25 protein-coding genes and 3 pseudogenes are annotated in these 23,885 nt (G+C 58.0%); 13 read left to right on the top strand and 15 right to left on the bottom strand.

Annotation, left to right across the window (positions count from 1 at the left end; genetic code table 11):
* Positions 1-205: 205 nt before the first annotated feature.
* From RID11_RS20065 to RID11_RS20010, 12 genes are all read right to left on the bottom strand, one after another.
* The gene (locus RID11_RS20065; RefSeq protein WP_350142069.1) at positions 206-913 is read right to left on the bottom strand and encodes an IS6 family transposase; all 708 of its coding nucleotides are present in this window, start codon (positions 911-913) and stop codon (positions 206-208) included.
* Between the two features lie 428 nt (positions 914-1,341).
* Positions 1,342-2,421, bottom strand: coding sequence for an AbrB family transcriptional regulator (locus RID11_RS20060; protein WP_350142068.1), 1,080 nt, complete (start codon positions 2,419-2,421; stop codon positions 1,342-1,344).
* 139 nt (positions 2,422-2,560) lie between these two features.
* Positions 2,561-2,884: a cupin domain-containing protein gene (locus RID11_RS20055; protein ID WP_350142067.1), complete on the bottom strand. Its 324-nt coding sequence runs from the start codon at positions 2,882-2,884 to the stop codon at positions 2,561-2,563.
* Between the two features lie 67 nt (positions 2,885-2,951).
* A complete protein-coding gene (locus RID11_RS20050; protein ID WP_350142066.1) occupies positions 2,952-3,296 on the bottom strand; it encodes a putative quinol monooxygenase in 345 nt (114 codons plus the stop codon).
* 10 nt (positions 3,297-3,306) lie between these two features.
* Complete coding sequence (locus tag RID11_RS20045; RefSeq protein ID WP_350142065.1) at positions 3,307-4,068, bottom strand: SDR family NAD(P)-dependent oxidoreductase; 762 nt, start codon at positions 4,066-4,068, stop codon at positions 3,307-3,309.
* Entirely contained in the window at positions 4,068-5,162 is a 1,095-nt protein-coding gene (locus tag RID11_RS20040) for an Ldh family oxidoreductase (RefSeq protein WP_350142064.1), read from the bottom strand. Before RID11_RS20040 ends, RID11_RS20045 begins: the two co-directional genes overlap by 1 nt.
* Before the next feature lie 11 nt (positions 5,163-5,173).
* Positions 5,174-5,947, bottom strand: coding sequence for an ABC transporter ATP-binding protein (locus tag RID11_RS20035; protein ID WP_350142063.1), 774 nt, complete (start codon positions 5,945-5,947; stop codon positions 5,174-5,176).
* The gene (locus tag RID11_RS20030) at positions 5,944-6,987 is read right to left on the bottom strand and encodes an ABC transporter substrate-binding protein (protein WP_350142062.1); all 1,044 of its coding nucleotides are present in this window, start codon (positions 6,985-6,987) and stop codon (positions 5,944-5,946) included. Before RID11_RS20030 ends, RID11_RS20035 begins: the two co-directional genes overlap by 4 nt.
* A gap of 24 nt (positions 6,988-7,011) precedes the next feature.
* Positions 7,012-7,767 (bottom strand): ABC transporter permease, encoded by a 756-nt coding sequence (locus tag RID11_RS20025; protein ID WP_350142061.1) that lies wholly within the window; start codon positions 7,765-7,767, stop codon positions 7,012-7,014.
* Complete coding sequence (locus RID11_RS20020; protein ID WP_350142060.1) at positions 7,764-8,579, bottom strand: ABC transporter permease; 816 nt, start codon at positions 8,577-8,579, stop codon at positions 7,764-7,766. The genes RID11_RS20025 and RID11_RS20020 overlap by 4 nt, the downstream gene beginning before the upstream one ends.
* A gap of 4 nt (positions 8,580-8,583) precedes the next feature.
* Positions 8,584-8,895 (bottom strand): DUF4387 domain-containing protein, encoded by a 312-nt coding sequence (locus RID11_RS20015; protein ID WP_350142059.1) that lies wholly within the window; start codon positions 8,893-8,895, stop codon positions 8,584-8,586.
* A gap of 4 nt (positions 8,896-8,899) precedes the next feature.
* Positions 8,900-10,261, bottom strand: a complete 1,362-nt coding sequence (locus tag RID11_RS20010; protein ID WP_350142058.1) for an acyclic terpene utilization AtuA family protein — start codon at positions 10,259-10,261, stop codon at positions 8,900-8,902.
* Positions 10,262-10,420: 159 nt separating this feature from the next.
* Here RID11_RS20010 and RID11_RS20005 point away from each other — a divergent pair, with 159 nt between their 5' ends.
* Both RID11_RS20005 and RID11_RS20000 read left to right on the top strand, forming a co-directional pair.
* A complete protein-coding gene (locus RID11_RS20005) occupies positions 10,421-11,224 on the top strand; it encodes a GntR family transcriptional regulator (protein ID WP_350142057.1) in 804 nt (267 codons plus the stop codon).
* A gap of 2 nt (positions 11,225-11,226) precedes the next feature.
* On the top strand, positions 11,227-12,153 hold the full coding sequence (locus RID11_RS20000) for an SMP-30/gluconolactonase/LRE family protein (protein WP_350142056.1): 927 nt from the start codon (positions 11,227-11,229) through the stop codon (positions 12,151-12,153).
* 67 nt (positions 12,154-12,220) lie between these two features.
* On the opposite strand, the pseudogene RID11_RS19995 reads toward RID11_RS20000, so the two are convergent.
* A pseudogene (locus RID11_RS19995) lies at positions 12,221-12,928 on the bottom strand (IS6 family transposase).
* A 56-nt stretch (positions 12,929-12,984) separates the two neighbouring features.
* Between RID11_RS19995 and RID11_RS19990 the strand changes: the two are divergent.
* The 7 genes and pseudogenes from RID11_RS19990 to RID11_RS19960 all read left to right on the top strand — a co-directional run.
* Positions 12,985-13,158: pseudogene (locus tag RID11_RS19990) on the top strand (AbrB family transcriptional regulator); the annotation flags it as partial.
* Between the two features lie 188 nt (positions 13,159-13,346).
* Entirely contained in the window at positions 13,347-14,600 is a 1,254-nt protein-coding gene (locus RID11_RS19985) for a pyridoxal phosphate-dependent aminotransferase (protein ID WP_350142055.1), read from the top strand.
* 13 nt (positions 14,601-14,613) lie between these two features.
* Positions 14,614-15,294 (top strand): RraA family protein, encoded by a 681-nt coding sequence (locus RID11_RS19980; RefSeq protein WP_350142054.1) that lies wholly within the window; start codon positions 14,614-14,616, stop codon positions 15,292-15,294.
* A gap of 28 nt (positions 15,295-15,322) precedes the next feature.
* Positions 15,323-16,276: a tripartite tricarboxylate transporter substrate binding protein gene (locus RID11_RS19975; RefSeq protein ID WP_350142053.1), complete on the top strand. Its 954-nt coding sequence runs from the start codon at positions 15,323-15,325 to the stop codon at positions 16,274-16,276.
* Positions 16,277-16,283: 7 nt separating this feature from the next.
* A complete protein-coding gene (locus tag RID11_RS19970; RefSeq protein ID WP_350142052.1) occupies positions 16,284-16,769 on the top strand; it encodes a tripartite tricarboxylate transporter TctB family protein in 486 nt (161 codons plus the stop codon).
* A 3-nt stretch (positions 16,770-16,772) separates the two neighbouring features.
* Complete coding sequence (locus tag RID11_RS19965; RefSeq protein ID WP_350142051.1) at positions 16,773-18,287, top strand: tripartite tricarboxylate transporter permease; 1,515 nt, start codon at positions 16,773-16,775, stop codon at positions 18,285-18,287.
* 32 nt (positions 18,288-18,319) lie between these two features.
* On the top strand, positions 18,320-19,972 hold the full coding sequence (locus tag RID11_RS19960) for a thiamine pyrophosphate-binding protein (RefSeq protein WP_350142050.1): 1,653 nt from the start codon (positions 18,320-18,322) through the stop codon (positions 19,970-19,972).
* Positions 19,973-19,991: 19 nt separating this feature from the next.
* Here RID11_RS19960 and RID11_RS19955 read toward each other — a convergent pair whose 3' ends face one another.
* Entirely contained in the window at positions 19,992-20,702 is a 711-nt protein-coding gene (locus RID11_RS19955) for an IclR family transcriptional regulator (RefSeq protein WP_350142048.1), read from the bottom strand.
* A gap of 101 nt (positions 20,703-20,803) precedes the next feature.
* On the opposite strand from RID11_RS19955, the gene RID11_RS19950 reads away from it, so the two are divergent.
* The 4 genes from RID11_RS19950 (at position 20,804) to RID11_RS20855 (ending at position 23,515) form a co-directional block, all read left to right on the top strand.
* Positions 20,804-22,096, top strand: coding sequence for a 3-isopropylmalate dehydratase large subunit (locus RID11_RS19950; RefSeq protein WP_350142047.1), 1,293 nt, complete (start codon positions 20,804-20,806; stop codon positions 22,094-22,096).
* A 12-nt stretch (positions 22,097-22,108) separates the two neighbouring features.
* Positions 22,109-22,615: a LeuD/DmdB family oxidoreductase small subunit gene (locus RID11_RS19945; protein WP_350142046.1), complete on the top strand. Its 507-nt coding sequence runs from the start codon at positions 22,109-22,111 to the stop codon at positions 22,613-22,615.
* A 388-nt stretch (positions 22,616-23,003) separates the two neighbouring features.
* Positions 23,004-23,111, top strand: coding sequence for a hypothetical protein (locus RID11_RS20860; protein ID WP_502949369.1), 108 nt, complete (start codon positions 23,004-23,006; stop codon positions 23,109-23,111).
* Positions 23,112-23,311: 200 nt separating this feature from the next.
* Positions 23,312-23,515 carry a hypothetical protein gene (locus tag RID11_RS20855; RefSeq protein WP_502949368.1) on the top strand — a complete coding sequence of 68 codons (204 nt, stop codon included), beginning with the start codon at positions 23,312-23,314 and terminating at the stop codon, positions 23,513-23,515.
* Between the two features lie 70 nt (positions 23,516-23,585).
* On the opposite strand, the pseudogene RID11_RS20850 reads toward RID11_RS20855, so the two are convergent.
* Positions 23,586-23,739: pseudogene (locus RID11_RS20850) on the bottom strand (IS6 family transposase); the annotation flags it as partial.
* Positions 23,740-23,885 lie beyond the last annotated feature (146 nt).

Below are 23,885 nucleotides of genomic sequence, written 5' to 3'. Positions count from 1 at the left end.
GGTGGACCGGTTTAACGGTTCCGCTTAATGGAGAGTGAACACGGACAAATACCTATCGCATTCAGCGCTGTTTTTTTGTGTGTGGTTTATGTTTCGGTGCCCCACCCAAGGCGCTGATGCTATTAAAAATTTATGGATTGGGGTCGCATGGCGGTGATGTCAGACGAATTCGAACTCGTCTCAGCTAGGTCAGGGTGGCTGCCTTTTATGCCATGCAAAGACCGCGCCACTCGGCAAGAGCAGCGGCTCGGTTTTGCTTGAAAATCTGTCGGCTGGAGAGGCTTCGTTCCGAATTGAAGTGGTTGAAAACTGAAGAATGAACGGCGGCGAATTTTTGCAGACTTCGCAGGCGCCGGAAGCGTGCCATGGCGCGTTCTCGTCGTCGGAACGGCTGATGCGAATTCTCGGCGCGATTGTTCAGCCAGCGTCCGGTCATCTGGCGGTCAGCATTGCCGACTTCCCTCATGGCGGCGCTATAGGATCGTAGTTTGTCGGTCACGACATGTTCGGGCCGACCATAGCGTTTCATCAATTTTCTGAGGAATTTCAACGCGGCCTTGCGATCTCGCCGCTTTGAAACAAAGGCGTCCAGCACTTCGCCCTCGTGATCGACAGCGCGCCACATGTAGTGGATCTCGCCGTTGATTTTGACGAACACCTCGTCCAGATGCCATTGCCAGTTCGACCAGGCCCGCATTCGCTGAATTCGGCAGCGTCGGATTTCCGAGGCGAATTTCGGGCCAAATCTGTTCCACCAAAAGCGGACGGATTCATGGCTGATATCTATGCCGCGTTCGTGGAGCAGGTCCTCGACGTTGCGCAGCGATAGCGGAAAACGCACGTACATCATGACCGCCAGGCGGATGATCTCAGGGCTGGTTTTGAAGTACTTGAACGGGTCACATTTTTCCATGGGGGCAGGGTAGGGCAGCGAATAACCGATCTCAACTCAGGTTGCTCTGACACCCCCGGTCGAACCGTAGATACTGATCCTCGGGCCGCCACGTTCTCAGCAGGTTCAACTATATTTGCTCTGACAAGACGCTCGTGAACATAAATGCGGTTGGCCGCCGTACAAGCGGATGATCTCGCGGCTGGTCTTGAAGTACTTGAACGGGTCACGTTTTGTCATGCGGGGAGAGTAGGAGGCAGCTTGCAAGGGCTCAAGCCAAGTTCGTCTGACAAGACCAACGGAATAATTAAAGGCCTACCTTACTCAGCGACAACCTCCTACCACCAGAAGCTATACGTTGGGCCTAAATCATTTGTAAAATCGCCATATTTTCAAGATTGCCGCATATTTTTCCCTCCAGAACGTCGGCTTTCCCACCTCTGCACAAGTCATTTTTTCTTGGTTCGCAAATCAGCGCGTTTCGCCAAACGCGCCGTCACGCTGATGATGGAGCTCGATAGCGGCAGGATGATGAAAATGCGGACGACGTGAAACGCCGTAACCACCGCCAGCCCGTCCTCGAGGATCTTTGCGGTCAGCGCCATTTCGGTCACGCTTCCCGGTGCCGTAGACAGTAGCATGACCTGCCAAGTCTCGCCAGTTAACCATGTAAGGCCGAGCCCCATACTGACGCAGAGCGTAACGAGTAGCAAGGATGCCAAGATCGAGCCTGGGATAAACCCACGGGCGCGGCGAAACAGATCGCGGTCGAATACCGCGCCGAGCCAGACCCCCAGGAATACCTGCGCAAGGACAAGCATCGGATATGGGTAAGCAGTGATTGGAAAGCTGAACGCGGCGGCCAGCGCAGCCCCTCCCAGAGAACCCACGAAGAACGGATTGGCCAGCCGGACCGAGCGCGCCACTAGCGCGCCCGCAACGCCAGCGACGGCAAGGAGCATTGAGCCTGACGGGGTCCATTCCATGCGGCTAAGCGCGGCAACCGGGTCCTTGACGGATCCATCCAACGCGACAATGGCAGGAGGGATCAAGATCACCAACAGTACAATTCTCAATGTCTGGGCAAAGACAACCGGGCCAGGAAGTACCTTGTGCCGGACCGCAAGTGCGGCGCTCTCAACAGGGCCTATCGGAATGGAGGACAGAACGGCCGTGATGACGTCCGTACGGGTAATGCGCATCAGGAAGGCAGCCACCACGAAGCCGATTACGATCGTTAGGATCGCCGAGCCAATCATCGGGATCAGTAGCGCGCCCATAGCGCCGACCGCTTCCGGGGTAAAGGATAGACCCACGGAGGTAGCCACGAGAACCTGGCCAACCTGGCGAGTCTGACCCGGCACCTGCAATGGCCAGTCGGCCATGCGCACGGTCGCGGCGAACACCATCGCCCCGATCATCCAGGGAAGCGGAAATCGCATCCAGTGCGCGATCATCCCGAACACCAGTGCCCCGGCATAGATCGTAGCGAGATGAAGGACACGCCTTTCCGATATGGGTGACTTCATCTTTGTTGCACTTTAGTTGGCTGCCCTACGAAGTGCTCAGAGTCGCAGTGTTTCATTCTTACCTCACCGTAGCGAACGGAGGGGCGCCTCGTTGATCCATTGCAGGTGCGAAGTTGCGCTCGGCTCAGCAACCCAGAGATCATTTACCTTCAGAGACAACGCGGCGTTCCTCGCCTGTTACCACGATTGTTCGCGATGCTTCAGCGGAAGCGTATGTCCAGAATATCCGGAGCGGCGTTTCGGTCGATGGGTTTAGAAATCTGTGAGGAATGCCCGCTTCGATCCAGACCACGTCCGAGGTGTCCACTTCGAAATTCCTGCCTTCGATTTCAGCAATCGCGCTGCCGGAGACAACCAGTACGCTTTCCTCACAATTGTGGTAATGGAGCGGTATACCTCCATTGGGGGGGATCGTCGTGAATCCGTTGATGAGGCCGCGTGCACCAGTCTCGGGCATGATCATCTGGACTGACCAGGCGCCACCTCCTCGTTCATGGCGTGGCCTCTCGGCATATCTGCTAACAGTACTTTTACCCATCCTTGTTATCCTTTCTCATGTAAAAGCGGCGCACGTTCTTCTCTTCGATCCAAGGCTTAGTAACCGCCGAGAATTCAAGGTAGTGGGACATATTCTTGTGCAAATCGAAGGCGGTCGCGTCCGCATAAATCTCATAAAGAAAAACCTCGTTACGTTCTGGCGCACAAGACACATCAAACCTGTAGCATTCATGCTCCTTCTCGAGTGACAGCCGCGCATTCTCATGAACCTCCCGAACAAAGCGGCCATATTGCGTAAGTTTGATACGAAACAGTACGGTTATAACAAGCAAACTCTGCACTCCCCACAAAGGCCACGAGGGATCACGTTCGAACAACCACTACGCCTCATCGGTCGAGCATCAGCCCAGACACGCAGAAGCCACCGTCGACACGTATCGTTTCCCCAGTGACGTAGTTCGCTTTCACACTGCACAGAAGCGCGACAATCTCCGCAACATTGTCCGGGGTACCATAGCGTTTCATAGGAATAGCTTTCTCCCAAGCGCTTCGACGCTGTTTATTGTGCCCTAAACGCGACCTTTCAGTTTCTATCGCGCCAGGTGCGACCGCGTTGACCGTGATGCCGTCAGGCGCCAGTTCAACCGCCATCGTACGGGTCAGCGCCTCTAGCCCCGCCTTGGAGGCCGCATACGCGCTGCGTCCGGTAGTACCCAGATGCGCGGCATGTGACGATATATTGATGATCCGTCCGAACTGCTTTCGCCTCATAATTTTTGCTGCCCGCTGCGACCAGAAAAACGGTGCGGTGAGGTTCGTTTCCAGAATGCTGCGCCAAGCCTCGGCCGCTGTAGCGCCAACAGGAGTGTCCGCGATCAGCGCGGCATTATTGATAAGGATATCGAGTTTGCCTAGTCGCGCATCGATCGCATGGAACAGCGTTTCCGCGAGCGACTCGTCTCTGACATCCGCCTCGAAAAGCGTGGCAGAATCGACATCGCCGCAGATTTCCTTAGTCTCGCGCAGAGCTTGACCGTCTAAATCAACGAGAAATAGCTCCATATCCAGACCGGCGAGCCTTTGAGCCATGGCACGCCCGAGGCCGTTACCGGCACCGGTGATGATGGCCGAGCTCTTCGCCTCCCCCATCAGGTTGCTGTCAGCGGTCGAGACGTCGTCTCGAGCCGACCCACCCCTGCCACAGCGGCTTCCTCTTCAAGTCTCTCAAGGACGTCGGAGGTGAGCGGAATTCCCGCCGTCTCGCGTTGCCGCGCACAGCGTGCTTCGCGTTCGCCCGGGATTAGAATCTCGTCGAAGCCGTCTGCCAAAGGCTGTTGCTTGACGCGGGCCACAAGCTCGTCCATCCGGTTCCTGAACTCACTCATCGGCATGAAGAGGTCCGGGCGGAAGCACAGGAACAGGTGTCCGACATTTTGAGGGCGGTCGAAATCCATATGGGGATTGCCAACCCTTCCGCCGAATTCTGCCCCTGAAAGTACGCCGCCAAAAATATCCATTAACATCGACAATCCCGCCCCTTTCACACCCCCAAAAGGCAGCATCGTTCCGCCATCAATCAGTGCCTTGGGATCGGTGGTTGGACGGCCCTCCGAATCGAGTGCCAATCCTGCCGGTATAGAGGCGCCCGACTGAGCGGCAATATATACATTGCCCCGGGCCAGCACACTCATCGCCATGTCTAGCACGTATGGGGGAGCTTCGCCGGATGGCACCGCCACCGCGAGAGGGCTTGTTCCGAAAAACGGTTTTCGCCCGCCCCATGGGGGAAAGGCCGGTGACGAATTGGTGAATGCCATCGCGATCATGTCGCGCTCAAGTGCCTGCATTACATAGTATGCCGCCATTCCGTAATGGCCAGAATTCCTCACTGAGACGAGCGCTGTGCCGCTTTTCTCGGCAATTGTGATCGCTTCCTGCATAGCGCGCGTCCCCACAACCGCGCCCATCCCGTTGCCTCCATCCACGAGCGCCGCGGCGAAAGCCGTTTTCGTGACGGAAATCTCGGGGTTCGCTACCGACAACCGTTCGCGGACCCGTGCCAGGTAGGTCGGGGCCCGAAAAACACCGTGCGTGTCGTTGCCACGGAGGTTCGCACAGACCAGATTATCCGCCACGATGAAAGCATTCGCGCCCGAAAGCCCAGCGTGTTCAAATAGCGCGGATACAAATTCGAGCAGCGCCTTGGCCGAGGTGTACCGCATTGACGGCTCATGAGGTTTCATGGCGTCCCTATTCAAACCGTAATTCCTTCCTTCAGTGTTTGCCATATTTCGCGTCTAAGTTCGAGAAATTCAGGAGATGTCTTCATCTCCTCTCTCCGGGGACGTTCGAAAGGCACTTCCTGTATCATCTGGATGCGTCCTGGTCTCGGCGACATCACAACGATCCGGTCGGCAAGGTAGATTGCCTCCTCAATTGAATGCGTCACGAAGATCACCGTTTTACGTTCGCGTTCCCAGATGCTGAGCAACTCGTCCTGAAGCAGGTCACGCGTCTGTACGTCCAGCGCGCCGTAAGGCTCGTCCATTAACAGGATACTGGGGTTGATTGCCAGCGCGCGCGCGATTCCTACGCGCTGTTGCATCCCGCCCGAAAGTTCGTGCGGATACGCGTTCTGGAACGAAGACAGGTCAACGAGATTGATACACTCCCGCGCAATTTCGTAGCGCTCCGTCTTGCTCACTCCGGTGACCTCAAGCCCGAAAGCCACGTTGTCGAGCGTCGTTCGCCATGGGAAGAGTTCGAAACTCTGGAAAACCATGCCTCGGCCGTCTCCGGTCCTGCCGGTCACGTCCTTGTCGTCTAGGATGATGTTTCCGCTGTCGGCAGCCTCGATACCGTCAACAATCCGAAGCAGCGTGGACTTGCCGCAGCCTGACGGTCCGAGAAGCACAAGAAACTCGAGATCCGGAACATCGAGGCTGAATGCTTCCAAAACCGGCAGGACGTCTCCGTCCCGCCGGTATGCCTTGGATACGTCTCGTATCGAAAGTTTTGTCTTCGTCACGAGTCAAGTTCTTTCAGTGCGGTTTCGACGAAACTCGTATCGACTGCGTTGTCGAGGTCTAGAGTTCCCTGGAGCGCACCGGCCTTTTCGTAGACCGGGATAAGGCGCTCGAAATATTCCCTTCTGAAGCCACCGTCGTTAGGCCATGCTTGGATCTCGCTCGACAATTGTGACCATGCCCATTCAAGATCTTCGTCTTTGGCTTCCTGCGCTCCTTTCACGGTCGCGTATTTGCGGTATCCGTCAGCGTAGTAGCCGAGGTCTGCATTCGCCCGGCGGAATGAGGTGATCGTCGCCTTCTGAAGGTCAACGAGAATGCGACGGTTCTCGTCGTTGTCGAGCCACGAACCATTGACTAGCCAAGCCTCCGATAGCCATGGATCGAATAGCTTGCCTGGCTCGACCATGACCTCGAAATTGCCTTCCTTTGCGATTTCGACCGCTTGGTCGAAATGCACCGGAACCGCAGCGACCCGCCCAGCAAGGAGAGCGCGCATACGGGAACCGGACCCGCCGACCTCTACAAGGGTCGTGTCTTGTTCGATGTCGATTCCGTTCCGATCGAACACACCGCTCAGCATGATATAGATGAAATCACCTCGCGAATTAATGGCGATAGTGGCCTCAGGTTTCTTTAAGTCCTCGAAGGACTGGATGATGTCACGGTTCACCACGAGGACTTGGCTGGTATTGTTGTAGACAAGCCCTGTCAGTCGGATATCAGCACCCGCTTCGGACGCGGTGAGCGCCGACACAACGTCACCTTCACCGACTTCCGAAGAACCGGCGACAATCCCTTGCGTCACAGCTTGCATCGACTCAAGGCGCACCATGTCCGAGGCGCTGTATCCAAGCTCCTCCATTCCCTCGTTTAACGCCATGATTGCGGGCACGTGAATGCCCAGTGTGAACCCCAAGATATTAGCCTGCAGAGCGCGCCCCTGCTGTGCCGACAGTGGCCCGGCCCCGTGCATCAGCAAGCCGCTCCCCCCGGCTACGCCCATGAGTTGCAGCGCACGACGTCTCGTAAGTACGGTCATTTTCTTCTCCCTTAGTTGTTTGGTTCAACTACCTCGCTGCTCGTACCAAGGCGCGAGCAGCCTTCCCGCCTGGAACAAAGTCCAGTTGGCGAGCAGACTTACGATCATTAGGGTGAGCAGCAGGCTCAGCAGGGCAGACGTATCAACATCTAGCCCGGTGCGATTTATTAGCCCTCCATAGCCGACGATGACGAACATTTCCGCCATCACCATCGCACGGATCGCATGAACTAGCCCTATTCGGGCACCTGTGATCAGATAAGGATAGATAGCAGGCAGGATAATCTTCCAGAAAATCTGGCCCCTACTAGCCGAGAACGAGCGCGCAGTGGCGATCAAGCTTGGGCTTATACCCTTTGCCCCATTGTATGTTGTAAGAATGATATACCAGACTGCCGCTAGGAACACGACGCTGCTCCGCAAGGCAAGACCAGTTCCAAGAAGTAAAATCAAAACCGGGATTAAAGCCGCCGTGGAGGTGACAACGAACATACTCACCCAAGGGCGGAACATGGCGTCCGAAACTCGCGAACGGCCCATTGCGACGCCGATTGGCATGCCAATGAAACAGGCCAAAAGGAAACCGATCATCATCTGTCGAAGCGAGGTAAAGAGCTCCGCGAGCATAGCGCCTTCTAACAGAAGGTCGACATATGTATGCGCGACCGAAGACGGTGGGGCCAGAAGGGCATTGCCAAGACTTTGGCCTGTCACCTCCCAGATCAACAGGAACATCGCGAAACCGACAAGCGGGAGGGACATGCGGCGCAAGCGTGTCATGTCGATCTCCGCGGCTGCCAGCGTAGGACATGATCCTCAAGCCGGTGGATAGCCGTTTGAGCCAACAAACCGACGATGCAAATTGTCACGACTACTGCCATAGCCGATGCGGTGTCGAAGGCCTGAGCAGATCGCTTCATGACCATGCCGAGATTGACGGCGGCAAAGAATAGCTCTGCGGTAATCATCCCGTTGATCGCTCGAGCCGAGCCCACACGCAGACTTGCGATGAGGAAAGGAGAGATCGCGGGGAAGACCACGAGCCTGAGTATCTGGCTTCTGCTGGCCCCAAAAGAACGCCCAACATCGACAAGCTTGCTGCTAACATCGCGTGCGCCTGCAACAATGACGACCAAGATATCAAAAACACACATCATGAAAATCAGGGCTACACGGCCTTCGAAGAAGAGGCCGAACCAGATGATCAGAAATGGTACGAAGGCGACCGGAGGGATAGCGTATATCGCGCTGATAAGAGGGTCGAACATCCTGTAAAGCAATTGCGATCTTCCTAGCACAATGCCGAGCGGGATCGCGACCAGAAGCGCCAAGCCGAACCCAACAGCAAATGCTATGAGCGAATTTGCGAGACTTGGCATCAGCGTTGACAGGAAATCGGTGTCAAAGAACCTTGCCAACACGTCGCTCGGAGGTGGCAGGACCATTTTGTGAAATTGCGATGCCGTCATCTCCCAAGCTGTGAGACCTATCAGGACCGAAAAGAGTCCCAGAACTTTGTTGCCAGATAGGAAATCTGCCACTCGAGAAGAGCGTTGCGTGATCTTTATTGTCTCGATGCGTGCATTTTCCATATGCTCAGACCGGAATATCGACGTCGAGAAGAGGCGCATGCTGCTGGGCACCGTAGACGTCGGTGTCGCCAATGTCGCCAGCGGAAACTAACCTCGGAAGAGTAGCCTTAAAGGCTAGCCCCGCGTCGTATTCGGTGAATTGCACTGCATTAGGACTCACGGAATAGAGGGTTGCGAAGAGATCCGCACTGAGGACCCCCGTTGCCTTGACCTTCCGATACGTTTCCGCATCGTCAAAAACCACGTCAAGCGTGAGTTCAAACGGGCCCGCGTTCTTGCTTTTACAAACCGTCGCGATATCGCGGATTAATGCCATGCTCTTATCCCACCATTTCATATTCGACAGGGAAAATCTCGCAAGGGTCGTCGAGGCTCAGGGTGTGGTGCATCGAAAAGCGGTAGACGGCACCGCCCTCTTGGTCGGATGGCGAGAAGGGGAACGCCATGTTGCCTTCGCGGCAAAGGCGGCCATCGAAATCAGTATGAAGCATCTGAGTGCGCGCTAAAGCCAAAACGGCGTTTGCGACGCTCTGCTCACTCGCTACCACATCCACGAGAAAGCCTAGTTCGTGTCCAACCGAATTCCTTTTTGGCTCCCGAGAGCCCATGACCCCGTTCGCTCCGTAGACCCTGATCGAGAGGACGTAATCCGTCGGCAAAATTCCTAGATCGGCAGATTTGTCCGCGGTGTTCTGGCGGACCGTTTGGAGAAACGTGTCGATGATCCCTATGAGACCGGGATCCCGAGTGCCACAAACCGTGAACGCGCGATAGCCGACCAGTTCAGCCGCCTCCAGCTTGACGGTGTACTCTCTCGCGACCCAGGTCATTCCACGTACTACAACGGTGCGATCCGAGACTGCCTCGAACGTGCAGGCCGACGTGTCCAAAAGCCCTCCTGGCTCAAGGTGAAAGATCGGGCTGGCGTTCTCGTGGAGGCTATGGTTCGCGATCGAAAGAGGCGTGCAGCGGCGGGCCGGGTTGGCAGGCTCGCACTCCACACCATCTTCCCGAACCGTCACGAGGATGCAATCGTGCCCCTTCGGAATTGCAGGCGTCGCACCGCATTCAAGCATTTTTCCGGCATACCAGCTTGGGGCTGGAGGAAACCCGGCATTAATCGCACACGCCGCCCAAGGCGCCGGATCACTCGCCCGTCCCGCAAGGACCACTTGGGCCCCTTCATCGAGCGCCTTCATGATCGGCTCGGGCCCCATCATCCCAACAATCCGGACCGCTCCCGTCACTACGTCTTCCGAAAGATCAGGGACACCACCCAATGCGGCAATTTTGCCGCTACCTACGTGCCCCAGAATGCTCTCCGATGACTGCTCAGCATGGATGAGCGCCAGCTTGAAGGCAAGTCCATCCTCTTCGGCAATCTCGCGGGCCATCTGCGCTACAAGCTCAAGGTGCGGTGCACCGCCTGCGCCACCGCAGGTGCCAATAACGAGTTTTGCCCCGGTTGAAATAGCCGCATTGAGCATTAGGCGCAGGTCGCGCCGTATCGCCCCAGGTGAACAGAACGGCTTTCCCGACCCGAGGTAATGCGGACCCGGATCAACCGACCCACCATCGACCCCAATGACATGGGGCTTGCGCGCGAGCCCCGCCGCGAGCGAGGCTTCAGGGAATCCGTAGCCAAGTATACCACTGGTCGACAGCATTCGAAATTCATTCAAGTTTATCGCTCCCCTCGCCAGCAAATCTGAATATTTGACTTAACACTTGCCACAAGCTCGTGTTCCGCGCAATAATCTGACTACACAAGCAAGGCTAAAGGTATAAACAACCATATGTCAATGCCGACCAGAAATAAGACAGCGAAGACCGGAGAACGCATGTCTGGCCGAAAAAAGAGGCCCGTCGCAGCAAATTCACACCTGTACTTAAGAATTAAGGACGAAATTAAGGGCAAAATCGCGTCTGGTCAGTACAAGCCCGGTGATCTCCTTCCATCGGAAAGTGAACTGTGCCAGCGGTTCAACACAACCCGCTCCACTGTCCGTCATGCCCTATCGGAGCTCGTCTTCGAGGATGCTATTATCCGCGAAGTCGGTCGGGGAAGCTTTGTTGCCACGACTCGTCTAGACAAGTTTCCAATCGACACGCGCGAGTGTCTTTCATTCGAAGAGCAGGTAGCTATGGAAGGTAAGAGCGTCGCCTATCGCAACCCTTCTCTCAAACTCGTCGCCGCTCCTGCAGAAGTTTCGCGGGACCTCGGGGTCGATGAGGGGACGGACGTATTTTTCCTTGACCGTCTCCGGATAATCGATGGGCGCCCCGTATGCCTGGAACTGAGATACATACATCCGGACATCGGCCGCCATATCACCGGCGACATGATGCTCTCTCGTTCTGCGCACAAGTTCGTCAGTCAGATCGTAGAACAACAGATTCCCACGATCCGTGTTCTCGTTTCAGCGATCATCGCAACCGAGGAATTCGCAGAGCAGTTATCTACACCGGTTGGGAGCGCTCTGATTGTTCGTGACAACTGGCACATTAATGATTGTGGCCACGTCCTCATGTGCGGGAAGTCACTGTTTCCGGGTGACATTCGAACTGAGTATTTCTTGGGTAAGAGTTCCGGCTTGGCGAAAACGGTTATTCCGATTGAAGAGGCAAAGAAAAGGGGGGGATAAATTTGTTTTACAAAGTGCCTAAGACCGTGGAAGCGGAAGTGTTTGCGCGTCTTCCAGACGAACTCAGGATTACGGACCGGGATTCGGGGTGGCGGTTCGGGAAAGGAGCATCAAGGCTGCATTCCTTCCTCGAGGGCCCATCTTTTGACACACATGGGAACCTATATGTCGTAGATATTCCTTATGGCAGGATTTTAAAGGTCTCCCCTGAGGCTACATGGTCTGTCGCGGTGGAGTATGACGGCTGGCCTAACGGCCTGAAGATCCACAAGGATGGCAGCATCTTTATCGCGGACCACCGGCTCGGAATTATGCGTTTCGATCCTGAAACCGGCTCGATCCATCCCGTCATCCAGAAAATCAAGCGCGAGGGACTGAAAGGAGTCAACGATCTGGTTTTCGGTAGTAATGGCGATCTCTACTTCACGGACCAAGGCCAAACGGGGCTGCAGGACCCTAGCGGGCGGGTGTATCGCCTGCGGGACGATGGGCAGATAGACCTTCTTGTCGACAATGTGCCAAGCCCGAACGGCCTTGTGCTGACCCCGGACGAAAGCGCGCTCCTTGTTGCGGTCACGCGAGCCAATCAGGTCTGGCGGTTGCCCTTGCACGCGGATGGTACGACGTCGAAAGTCGCCGCATTCGTAAACCTTTCCGGAGGTCTTGCCGGGCCGGACGGACTCGCCATGAATACAGAGGGCGGCCTAGCCATCGCTCATTGTGGTCTCGGGGTCGTCTGGATTTTAGACCGCCTCGGCCAGCCGCTCTACCGGGTGCAATCCAGTGAGGGACTGTCGACGACCAACATCGCATACGGCGGAGATCGGAACCGGGACCTCTATATCACGGAATCCGAGACAGGCTGCATCTTGCGTGCGCGACTGACAACGCCTGGCCAGCTTATGTATTCTCATCATTTGGACGACTAACAGGCTGTTAAAAGGAGGTGTCAGACAGAAACGAACTTCGTCTCAGCTTGGACAGTGCAGCTGTCCTTCAGGCCACGTACAGCTTGCGCCACTCGGCCAGAGCGGCGGCGCGGTTTTGCTTGAAGATCTGTCTGCTCGAGGGGCTGCGTTCCTGATTGAAGAGGTTGAAGACAGAAGAGCGGACGGCGGTGAATTTCTGCAAACTTCGCATGCGGCGGAAGCGGGACATGGCGCGCTCTCTTCGTCGGAAAGGCAGGTGTGCATTCTCGGCGCGATTGTTTAACCAGCGACCCGTGCGCTGCCGATCCAAGTTCCCGATTTCTTTCATTGCGGCGCCGTACGAGCGCAGGTTGTCAGTGACGATCTTTTCCGGCCGACCGTAGCGCTTCATCAACTTTCTTAGGAATTTCAATGCTGCGTTGCGGTTACGGCGCTTGGTGACGAAGGCATCGAGCACCTCGCCTTCGTGATCGACGGTGCGCCACATGTAATGGGTCTTGCCGTTGATCTTCACAATGACCTCATCGAGATGCCATTGCCAGTCCGAGTAACAGTGCATCCGCTGGACCCTGGCCTTGCCGATATCGGAGGCGAATAGCGGGCCAAATCGCATCTACCAAAACCGGACGGACTCGTGGGTGACATCGATACCGCGCTCATGGAGAAGGTCTTCGACATTACGCAATGAGAGCGGGAAACGCCCATACATCATCACCGCCAGGCGGATAATCTCACAGCTGGTTCGAAAGTAGCGGAATGGGTTCGGTTTGGTCATTGGGAAGGGTAGGGGCCGGTGGCGTCGGTCGCAAGTTCATCACTCTGACAATGCCATTTCTGGCCTTCGCTCCGGGTGGGCAGGCAGAGATGACGGTTTTGACAATCGTAGTTGGCGCCGATCTGGGTTACGTGATCGTCGACCACCTGTTGCGGATGTTCCTTGTGATCACCTGCGCGCCTCTTGCCGCAAAGCTGCTGTTTTCATTGTCTAAAAAGCAGCGCGCGTAGAGCTATCCAAACTCTTCCCTGATCATTCGGGCGCGAGCTACCGCAGCCATGCCACCCAAGTTTCGAACCGAAATGAGTGTTGACACGAGGAAAAACATAATTCTATGATGAAAAAGTCATAACGGCATAATGAATTTCTTCCAGTCTGGAATGAAGGCGTGCCACTGAATTCTGGACGGGTTGAACTGATGGCGACGGCATTGAACACCAAATCTCATGCGGCGGCGCCGGAAGGTGCCTCTGACCTGCTCTCGGGGGCGGCCACGCGGCTCAAGCCCTCGGCGACGAACACGACCTCGCAGAAGGCGCGCGACCTAAAGGCGCGGGGCCGCGACATCGTTGCGCTCAGCGCGGGAGAGCCGGATTTCCCCACGCCCGAGAACATCATCGCCGCCGCCATCGATGCGATGAAGGCAGGGCATACGAAGTATGCGCCCGTGGCCGGCATCCCAGAGCTGAAACAGGCCGTGCGAGGCAAGTTCAGCACCGAGAACGGACTGTACTACGCGGATGACGAGGTGATGGTTTCAACCGGCGGCAAGCAGGTGATCGCGAACGCCATGATGGCCACCATCGATGAGGGCGACGAGGTCATCATTCCGGCGCCCTATTGGGTATCCTACCCCGAGCTGGTCTCGTTCTGCGGCGGCACGCCGGTGGTGGTGCAGGCCGAGGCAGCCACGGGATTTCTGCTGACCGCCGAGGATCTGGAGGCCGCAATCACGCCGCGAACGAAATGGGTGATGCTCAACTCTCCCTGCAACCCCTCTGGCGCCGTTTACTCGCGAGATGCGCTTGAGCGGATCGCCGGGGTTCTGGAGCGCCATCCGCGCGTCCACGTGCTGAGCGACGATATCTATGAACACCTGATCTATTCCGACACCGCGTTTTCGACGCTGGCCGAGGTTGCGCCGCAACTGAAGGACCGCGTTCTGACGATGAATGGCGTCTCCAAGGCTTATGCGATGACGGGCTGGCGCATCGGCTATTGCGGCGGTCCTGCGCATCTCATCAAGGCCATGACCAAGATCCAGGGGCAGACCACCTCGGGCGCGAATTCCATCGCGCAGTGGGCGGCGGTTGCCGCTCTGACAGGGCCGCAGGATTTCCTGGCCGAACGCCGAGCGTCGTTCCGCGAGCGGCGCGATCTGGTGGTTGGGATGCTGCGTGAGGCGAAGGGGCTGGAATGCCTCGTGCCCGATGGCGCCTTCTACGTCTATCCTGGCTGCGCCGGCACATTCGGCAAGACGACAAAAGGCGGCCGCAAGATCGGGAGCGATCAGGATTTCTCCGAGGTGCTGCTGGAAGAAGAGGGGGTTGCCGTCGTTTACGGCGCGGCCTTCGGATTGCCAGGGCATTTCCGGGTCTCCTATGCCTCCTCCGAGGCGCAGCTTCGGGATGCCTGCATGCGCATCACGACGTTCTGCAACGGTTTGAGCTGAGGAGCGCCGCAAGATGATTGGATTTCACGTTCACGCACATCCCGGCCGCGTCTCGCCCGAGCTGGTCGAGGCTTTCAGAGCACTCCCGGTCGCCAATGTCTCGGACGTGATGAGCCGGCTATCCGGCGGCGGGCCGCTCCTTCAAGCGCGACATGGCGGCGGCGTGCTTGCCGGGCCGGCTGTGACGGTCAAGACGCGGGCCGGCGACAATCTCATGATCCACAAGGCCATAGACGTTGCCGAGCCAGGTGATGTCATCGTGGTTGATGCGGATGGCGACGTAACCAATGCCGTCGTTGGCGAGTTGATGGTTGCCCATGCGCGCTATCGCGGCATCGCGGGCATGGTGATTTACGGTGCGATCCGCGACGCCGGAGCCATTCGGGCAGGCGATTATCCGGTCTTCTCGACCGGCATTAGCCACCGCGGCCCCTACAAAGACGGGCCGGGCACCGTGAATGCGCAGATTGCGCTTAGCGGTATGATCGTTGCCGCAGGCGATTTGATCCTCGGGGATGAAGATGGCGTCGTTGCCATTCCCCGCGCCGAGGCGAATGCCATCCATGAGGCGGCGGTCAAGAAGGCCGCGGCTGAAGACAAGCAGATGCAGCAGACCCTGGTCGGCGGGATGGACCGATCCTGGGTCGACAGAACGCTGAAAGAGAAAGGCTGCATCGTAGAGATCGACTCCTAAGAACCACAAACAACAGGAAGGTAAAAAAATGCAAAAATCAGTCATCCTTGCCGCCGCTCTTGCGCTGGCACCGGGTGTCGCGCTGGCCGACTGGCCGGGCGACAAGCCAATCACCCTCGTCGTCGGATACTCGGCTGGCGGCGGCACCGATATTCTCGCGCGCACCATGGCGCCTTTCCTCGAGAAATACATCGAGGGTGCCAGCTTCGTTGTGGTCAATAAGCCGGGGCCGGGCGGCGAGTACGGCTTCACCGAAACGGCCAATGCCGATCCCGATGGCTACACTATCGGCTTCATGAACGCGCCTGCCTTCATCACGCTGCCCTACGAGCGCGAGACCCGCTATAGCTTCGATAGCTTCGCGCCGATCGCCAACCTGGTGACCGATCCCGCGACACTAAGCGTGCCGGGCGACAGCACCATCGGCTCGCTCGATGATTTCGTCGCCGAGGCGAAGGCAGCCCCCAGCGCGCTAACCATTGGTCATCAGGGATATGGCGGCTCCATGCATCTGAGCCTTGAGGGTTTTCTCGACATGACCGAGACCGAAGTAACGCAGGTTCCCTTCCCAGGCATCCCGCCGGCGGCGACCGCTCTTCTGGGCGGTCACATCGCCGGTCTAGTCGTCGGTGCGGGCGAGGCATCGGGCATTGGTTCGGAAGACAAGGCGACCAAGATCCTGGGCGTCATGTCGAGCGAGCGGCTCGAGCTCTTCCCCGACATTCCGACATTCGCCGAACAAGGCTATGAGATCTACAGCGGCTCGGATCGCGGCTTCGCGGCACCCAAGGGCACACCGGACGAGATTGTCTCGAAGATAGGCGAGGCCATCGAGAAAACCCTCGAGGACCCGGAGTTTCTGAAGGCGGCCGAGGAACAGAGCCTTCCGCTGAACTACATGAACAAGGCTGAATACACCGAGTATCTCTCTGAGGTGAACACCCGGATCGGCAAGCTCTGGGAAACCAACCCGTGGCGGTAATCCGGTCATGACCGACCGCCAGACCAATAGCCCCTCGGAGACCATCTCCGGGGGGCGCGAAGGCCTGAGAGATCAGGTATCAGCTGCCATTCTGATGTGTGTCGTCGCCGTGTTCTGGTGGGATGCGAACGCGATCAGCGCGTTCGAGGCGCAGATGTATCCGCGTCTCGTGCTGATCGTGGTTGCCACTCTGGCCGTGCTTCTTTTCCTGCGGGGGTTCAGGCTCGGCGGCAAGGTCGCGGATCAGCCCGTTGTTTCGTCCTGGACCGCGTTCCTCGCGTTTCTGCTGCCCACCATCCTCTACGCGGTGGCCGTCGGGAAGATCGGCTTTTTCACCTCCAGCATCGTCTACATACCACTTGTCGCGTATCTGATCGGGCTGCGCAGCCATTGGCTGAATGCGCTCGTGTCATTCGTGTTTCTCTTGGCGACGTGGCTGGTCTTCGTTGCGCTTTTCGCGCGCCCCCTTCCGCAAGAAATTTTCTGGGGCTAGCCCATGTCCATCATCGACATTCTCTTTGCTGCCATTCGCGAAATTCTGATGTGGCAGAACTTGGCCGCAATGGGCGTCGGCGTCGTGGGCGGGATCCTGATCGGCGCGCTGCCGGGGCTCACGGCGACGATGGGCATCGCCATTCTCATACCGCTGACCTTCACGATGGAGCCGATGGTGGCGTTGGGTATGGTCGCCGGCATCTATAATGGCGGCATCTACGGCGGTGCGATTCCGGCCATTCTGCTGGGTATTCCTGGCACATCCTCGTCTATTCCGACGACATTCGACGGCGTTCCGCTGGCCAAGCGGGGCGAGGCGGGTAACGCGCTTCGCATATCGGCCTGGTCGTCTGCGGTGGGTGGCGTGGCCAGCGGGTTCTCACTCCTGCTGCTGGCACCGCCGCTGGCGACCGTCACGCTTCTCTTTGGACCGGCCGAGTATTTCTGGGTCGCCCTTTTCGGCATGTGCAGCATCGCGATCCTGTTGGGCGCGGACCCGCTCAAGGGTCTGATCTCCAGCGGTCTCGGCCTGCTGATAGGCACGATCGGCATCGACAGCGTCTCGGGGCACGAGCGCTTCACGCTCGACATCTATTACCTAACCGGCGGTTTCAACTTCATCGTCCTGCTCGCCGGTCTCTACGGCCTGCCGCCCGCCATCGAGCTCGCGCAGACCGCGATCTCCCAGCAGATCGACGCGGCCCGGACGGCGATCAAAGAATCCGAACACCGCTTTACGGACTGGCCGAGCCTCTTCCCGACTTGGGCGCGCTCCTCGATGATCGGAATCGTCATCGGCATTCTGCCCGGCGTGGGCGGCACAATGGCCGCGTTCCTGAGCTATAACGAGACCAAGCGCGCCGACAAAGATCCCGAAAGCTTCGGCAAGGGCAACTATAAGGGTGTTGCCGCCTCGGAATGCGGCAACAACGCTGATAATGCTTCTGCGCTCATCCCGACGCTGACACTCGGCGTGCCGGGCAATGCCGTCGCAGCGGTCATCATGGGCGCGTTCCTCGTCCATGGACTTCAGCCTGGGCCGGGTCTCTTCCGGTCTGAGCCGGTGCTGGTATATGCCTTCATCCTGCAGATGATCCTCACGGCAGCCATTTTGCCGCTCCTTGGCGGTACGATCGCGGTGCGCGTCTTTGCTCCGGTGCTGCGCCTCCCGCAATCGCTGATCGCGCCCATCGTGATCAGCCTCTCGGTGATCGGCGTCTATTCTATTCAGAACAGCGTGTTTGATATCTACGCACTCATCGGCTTCGGTCTGTTGGGATACATCCTGCAGCGCACCGGGTTCCCGCTGGCACCGATCGTGCTGGGCGTCATCCTTGGCCCGATGGCTGAGCAGCAACTGCGCCTTGCGCTTATCATTTCTCGCGGGGATGTTCTGTCAATTGCCAGCAGCACGGTGTCGATGATCCTTATCGCCCTAATCGCGCTCGTGCTCCTGCTGCCAGTGGTTCGGATGCTGATGGGCCGCCGGGCCCGAATCGACCCGAAACTGAAATAAAAACCACAATTACGCACACGCAGGAGGACAACATGCAGCTACATGAACGGCTCGCGCAGATAGTTGCGCAGGAGGGGGTGTCATGCCATTTCACGCTTCTGGGCGATGCCAACATGTATTTCGCCGACAGTCTCGACGCGCTTGGTGTCGAGTCGATCCATGTTCGTCACGAGCATTGTGCCTGCTCGATGGCGATGTCCTACGCGCGTGCCACCGGCGATCTGGGCTTTTGCTCGGTGACCTGCGGGCCGGGTGTCACGCAGCTTGCCACTGCCTTGCCGGCGGCGGTGCGGGCCTCGATTCCGATGGTGATCTTTGCGGGGGAAAGCCCGCTAGGCAAAGCGTGGTACAATCAGCAACTCGATCAGGCGCCGGTCGTCCGTGCTCTCGGTGCGGACTACATACCCATACACACTCAGGGGCAGATGGCGGGCAAGCTGCGCGAGGCGTTCCTATCGGCGCGCCTGCATCAGAAGCCAGTCGTCGTCGGAATTCCCATGGACCTTCAGCACCAAGAATGGACCGGATCTGAGGAGTATGTTCCCTCGCAGCAGGTCATGCCGAAATCCGCTCGGCTGCATCCTGCCCCCGAGGCCGTAATTGTGGCCGCCGACCTTGTCGCGGCCGCCCAAAAGATCGTGCTGATTGCCGGAAAGGGCGCGATGCGCGCGGGGGCGTCCGAAGCATGCGCGGCGCTGGCCGACCAGTGCGGCGCACTTGTGGCGACCACACTTCCCGTGCGGGGCCTATTCGTCGACCATCCCTTCGATCTGGGTGTTGCTGGCGGTTTCTCATCGCCCTTGGCGCGCGAGCTTTTCGCCGAGGTGGATCTGATCATCGCGGTGGGCGCAAGCCTGACACAGCACATGCGGGACGCGGGCAAGCTCTTTGGTGCGGCCAAGGTGCTGCAAATCGATCTTGCGCCGAAAGGGATCAACCAAGGCGCGGTCGTCGCCGATCATGTCCTGCAAGGCGATGCCAAGGTGGCGGTGCAAAAGCTCATTGGGGCACTGGAGGGGCGCGGCGTGAGCCCGTCCAACTGGCGCAGCGATGCCCTGCGCGAGCGGATTGCGAACGCGCAGGCCGACGACGCGGAATTCCCTGTTGATGGCTATCTCGATCCGCGCGACGTCATCGCGGGCCTGCAAGACGTGCTGCCCAAGCATTGGGAAATGGTCAATTCCTCCGGGCATTGCTCGTATTTCTCGGCCCAGATGCGGGGCTGGCAGGCGCGTAATTTCCATGTGATCCGCGAGTTCGGTGCGATCGGTAACGGCGTCTCTTACGCCATCGGCGTCGCTGCCGCGCGCCGCGACAATACGGTTGTCCTCATCGACGGCGATGGCAGTCTGCTGATGCACGCGCAGGAGCTGGAGACCATCCGTCGCCACGGGTTCAAGCTCCTGATCTGCATTCTCAACGATGGGGCCTACGGATCCGAGATTCACAAACTGCGCAGCGAAGGGCTGCATGATGGCGGCGCGGTGCATGGTAGGGGAGACCTGGGCGCGGTCGCGCGCGGGTTCGGCCTCGAAGGCAAGGTCTTCACAGATCTCTCGACGCTCGCCAGTGATCTAGATACTTTCGACACGGGCCAGCAAAGCGCACTTTGGGATTTTCATGTCAGCGACCTAGTCTCCTCGCCGATCATGCGCCAGAACCACCCCGCCAAGCGGCATGACTGAAAGACGCCTCACGGCAAACTCAGGCCTTGTGCGAAAAGCCGAGCATGGAGGAAAGGCGCTGAACCATCGTAGCGATATGCTCGAGGTTCTCGGGGTTTTGCGCATCGAAGCGACCAATCGGACCGGAGACGGCAATAGCGCCGACAAGAGTGCCATTTCGGTCGAACACCGGGACCGAGACCGACGAGGTCAACGGATCATAGGCACCCACCGAATATCTCGCCAAGTCTGCGGCCCGCGTCAGACCTTCGGGCGCGCCCTCGGCGAAGTCGTTGAGAACTTGGCTGATCGAGGTCGTGTCCATCGGTACCAGAACACCGACCTTGCGGTTGACACGCAGAGATTGCGGCGAATCCACACCCATAAGACACATCCGGTTGTCGCCTTCGCGGACGTAAAAGAAAACACTTTCGCCGGTCGTATCCCGCAATTGCGCCATCGTCGCCTCGATCAATTCGCGCTGGTCGAGCGAGTTCTCGAAGGCGCGGCCCAGTTGAAAGGCCTTGACCGAAAGCTGATACCGACCGTCGGCCAACTTGCGCACATAGGAAAGCTTCTCGAAGGATATCATGTACCGCAGGATCACGCTCTTGAACAATCCGGTTGCATCGGCCAGATCGCTCAGGGTCAGCGGGCGGTGCTCGGCCACAAACGCATCGAGAATGCGCAAGGATCGCTCGGCGGCGGCCACGGGCCTTTCGACCCCTTCTGTATCCCGGCTTTTGGCCATGATAATGGTCACTCCAACTTCGTCATCTTGCTCGGTTAAGCTCGTATAATAGTGTTATAGTATTGTCACCCAAATTGGGCGCGCTGCACGACGCGTATCGAATGCGCCCTCCCCCGAAAAAAGACCCGAAAGGCACGGACGTGGATCACCCGAGAACGATGGCGGAAAAACTGCTCAGCCGGGCCGCAGGCAAAGATGTATGCGCGGGCGACATCGCCATATGCACACCGAGCCACGCGATGGGGACCGATGGCTCGATTCCCATGGCGATCGACTATCTGGCCAAGATGGGTCGCGAGACCGTCTCCGATGCCGCGCAGCTGCTCTTTGCCATGGATCACTACGGCATAAGCTCGGGCCCGAATGCCTTGGCGCTTCAGGCGAAGGCGCGTAAGTTTGCGCATGAGCAAGGTATTCGCCTATTCGACGTCGGCGACGGGATCGGGCATCAGCTCCTCATCGAGGAGGGGATCGCGGCACCGGGGCGACTAGTGGTCGGCGCAGATTCGCATGCGACCTCCTATGGCGCGCTGAATTGCTTTGGCACCGGGATCGGATCGTCAGATCTGGCAGGCGTTATGTTTTGCGGGCAGCTGTGGCTGGAAGTTCCCAAGACAATTCATGTCCATCTGACGGGCCGTCTTCCGCCGGGTGTTTCGGCCAAGGATGTGGCGCTGGTTCTGGCCCGGCGTATGGGGGCGGATGGCGCCAATTACATGGCTCTTGAATTTGGCGGGCCGGGCGTGGCCACGATGGACATGGACGACCGTATCGTGCTGTCGAACATGGCGGTCGAAATCGGTGCCAAGGCAGGCATCTTTCCCTTCGACGCCGTGCTCGAGGACTGGATGCAGCACATCGGCGTCGGGGACTACGTGCCGATCGCCGCCGACGAGGGCGCGCACGCGGCGCGGGTGGTAGAGGTGGATCTGTCTTCGCTAACACCGCAGATCGCTCTGCCGCACCGCGTGGACAACGTGACCGATCTTGACGATCAGCCCTTTACGCCGGTCGATGTCGTCTATCTCGGCACCTGCACCGGCGGCAGGATGCGCGACTACGAGGAGGCGCTGGAGGTCATCACGAAGGCGGGGCATCTCAGCGACCGCGTGCAGGTGGTTGTGACGCCGGCTTCGGGCCAGATATACAGCGAGATGAAACGTATCGGAATGCTGGATCAGTTCCGGGCCTTCGGGGCCAGGATTGAGCTGCCCGGATGTGGTGCCTGCTGCGGAACGTGCGGCACGATCCCCTCGAACGGCCAAAAGATCATCTCGAGCGCCAATCGCAATTTCAGGGGCCGAATGGGCAACGCCGCGGCAGAGATATATCTCGCCTCGTCCATATCTTGCGCGCATGCTGCCGTGCGCGGCGGCTTTGGTAAACGAGCCTAAAGGAGAGCTGACATGACCGATACACTCGCCTCGGGCAGCGCTCGCGTTCTCGGAGATGACATCAACACTGATTACATCGTTCCGTCGCATCGCAAGAAAGAGACGATAGACCCAGATATCCTGCGGGCCTTCCTCTTCGAGGATATCGCCCCCGGTTTCTACGACGCGATGGAGGCGGAGACGATCCTGGTTGCCGGCACCAATTTCGGCTGCGGGTCTGCGATGGAGGTGGCGGTCACCGTTCTGCAGGCCGCCGGCGTCAAAGCCGTCATCGCCAAGAGTTTCTCCCGCACCTTCAGGCGCAATGCCCTAAACAATGGATTGCTGCTCTGCCAAGCTAACGCCATGTGTCTAGAGGACGGCGATGAGATAGCGGTGAAGCTGCAATATGGCGCTCTGTTCGTTCAATCCAGTCGATGCAAGCCGGTTGCGGCAGGGGGTATGCCCGACTTCATGCTCAACATGCTGTCTCACGGTGGATTGATGAGTTACTTGATGGCAAAAGGAGGCTTCGAATAGCGCTCTATCAATATGAATGAGGTCTCCCTAAACACACCTAAGCCTCCAAACGCACCCGGTCGAGGCCGATCGCGCACTGCGGATCCGAGGATATGAAGTCTTCCGTTTTGGAGGCGCGGAGTTTTCACTAGCCAACGAGGCGGGCAATGAAGCAGTGGACAGGTTGATAGCTTCGTTCTTCTGAAAATTGTTCGATGCTCATGGCGTGGAGTAGGCAATTTGTTACCTATAAAGCCAGCAAGGGGGATGATTTGATCGAACTCCGCCAGATAGACGATACCGCCCTCGTGCTGGCGCATTCGCCAATGGTGCGGGCGCTGGGAAAGACCTTCGCCTTCATCACCGAGCATGGTGGAATAGGGCTGACGCCGTCGAAGCCTTCAAGCGGGTGTTCGTGCATTGGGCGGCGCGCGAGTTCGACTGGCCAGGCTACACCGAAGATGACCTTTTCGACATCAACAAGGTGCAGAACGAGATCGACTTTGGCCCGTTCTAGGCTCTGCAGGACGTGATGATCGAGCTAAAGATTGTGCGGCACTACAAGGGGAAGTTCTAGCTCTCCAAGGCGGGCCAGGAACTGGTTGGCCATCCTGGTCGCATCTTCGGCACCGTCATGCCGTTTTACCTGTTCGAGGTTAATCATGCCCGCTTCTCGCGCGTCGACGACGACCGGTCTTGGGTAACTGGGACGTGTTCATGAAGGTGTTGAACGTCGAGATCGAAGACGGCGCCACGGGCGCTGACCTCCTTCAGGCCCTGTTCGGTGGGACCAACCCCGCCGATGGTTTCGACGATGTGCTGAGCAGCCTTTACATCCAGATGCTTCGGCTACTCTGCTGGACCGGGTTGCCGTTAATCTTCATGAAAACCTCGTCGAGATGCCATTGCCAGTTCGAGTAGCAGCGCAACCGCTGGGCCTTGGCTTTGCGGATCTCGGAGGCGAATAGCGGGCCAAATTGCATCCACCAAAACCGGACGGACTCGTGGCTGACATCGATACCGCGCTCATGGAGAAGGTCTTCGACGTTGCGCAATGAGAGCGGGAAACGCCCATACATCATCAAAGTCAGGCGGATAATCTCACGGCTGGTTCGAAAGTAGCGGAATGGGTTAAGTTTGGTCATTCAGGAAGGGTAGGGGCCGGTGGCGTCGGTCGCAAGTTCATCCTTCTGACAATGCACACAAGCCAAGTTCTTCTGACATGACCAACGGAACTGGTTGGGCGTAATCATTTAAGCAGGGTAGAGGGCGGCAATTTCGATCGCAAGCT

Origin of the sequence: Roseovarius sp. (assembly GCF_040219995.1) — a bacterium.
Taxonomy (GTDB): domain Bacteria; phylum Pseudomonadota; class Alphaproteobacteria; order Rhodobacterales; family Rhodobacteraceae; genus Roseovarius.
The sequence above is the reverse complement of the archived record's forward strand: the minus strand, read 5'-3'. Positions and strand labels throughout refer to the sequence as shown.

Bases quoted from the DNA above. Each gene is read 5' to 3' on its own strand.
- RID11_RS19970 (WP_350142052.1), top strand. From the start codon at position 16,284: ATGACCGACCGCCAGACCAATAGCCCCTCGGAGACCATCTCCGGGGGG.
- RID11_RS19975 (WP_350142053.1), top strand. From the start codon at position 15,323: ATGCAAAAATCAGTCATCCTTGCCGCCGCTCTTGCGCTGGCACCGGGT.
- RID11_RS19950 (WP_350142047.1), top strand. From the start codon at position 20,804: ATGCGCCCTCCCCCGAAAAAAGACCCGAAAGGCACGGACGTGGATCAC.
- RID11_RS20065 (WP_350142069.1), bottom strand. From the start codon at position 913: ATGGAAAAATGTGACCCGTTCAAGTACTTCAAAACCAGCCCTGAGATC.
- RID11_RS19980 (WP_350142054.1), top strand. From the start codon at position 14,614: ATGATTGGATTTCACGTTCACGCACATCCCGGCCGCGTCTCGCCCGAG.
- RID11_RS20025 (WP_350142061.1), bottom strand. From the start codon at position 7,767: ATGACACGCTTGCGCCGCATGTCCCTCCCGCTTGTCGGTTTCGCGATG.
- RID11_RS20040 (WP_350142064.1), bottom strand. From the start codon at position 5,162: ATGAAACCTCATGAGCCGTCAATGCGGTACACCTCGGCCAAGGCGCTG.
- RID11_RS20060 (WP_350142068.1), bottom strand. From the start codon at position 2,421: ATGAAGTCACCCATATCGGAAAGGCGTGTCCTTCATCTCGCTACGATC.
- RID11_RS20055 (WP_350142067.1), bottom strand. From the start codon at position 2,884: ATGATCATGCCCGAGACTGGTGCACGCGGCCTCATCAACGGATTCACG.
- RID11_RS20030 (WP_350142062.1), bottom strand. From the start codon at position 6,987: ATGACCGTACTTACGAGACGTCGTGCGCTGCAACTCATGGGCGTAGCC.
- RID11_RS20855 (WP_502949368.1), top strand. From the start codon at position 23,312: ATGAAGGTGTTGAACGTCGAGATCGAAGACGGCGCCACGGGCGCTGAC.
- RID11_RS19945 (WP_350142046.1), top strand. From the start codon at position 22,109: ATGACCGATACACTCGCCTCGGGCAGCGCTCGCGTTCTCGGAGATGAC.
- RID11_RS19985 (WP_350142055.1), top strand. From the start codon at position 13,347: ATGGCGACGGCATTGAACACCAAATCTCATGCGGCGGCGCCGGAAGGT.
- RID11_RS20045 (WP_350142065.1), bottom strand. From the start codon at position 4,068: ATGGGGGAGGCGAAGAGCTCGGCCATCATCACCGGTGCCGGTAACGGC.
- RID11_RS20015 (WP_350142059.1), bottom strand. From the start codon at position 8,895: ATGGCATTAATCCGCGATATCGCGACGGTTTGTAAAAGCAAGAACGCG.
- RID11_RS19955 (WP_350142048.1), bottom strand. From the start codon at position 20,702: ATGGCCAAAAGCCGGGATACAGAAGGGGTCGAAAGGCCCGTGGCCGCC.
- RID11_RS20020 (WP_350142060.1), bottom strand. From the start codon at position 8,579: ATGGAAAATGCACGCATCGAGACAATAAAGATCACGCAACGCTCTTCT.
- RID11_RS20005 (WP_350142057.1), top strand. From the start codon at position 10,421: ATGTCTGGCCGAAAAAAGAGGCCCGTCGCAGCAAATTCACACCTGTAC.
- RID11_RS19960 (WP_350142050.1), top strand. From the start codon at position 18,320: ATGCAGCTACATGAACGGCTCGCGCAGATAGTTGCGCAGGAGGGGGTG.
- RID11_RS19965 (WP_350142051.1), top strand. From the start codon at position 16,773: ATGTCCATCATCGACATTCTCTTTGCTGCCATTCGCGAAATTCTGATG.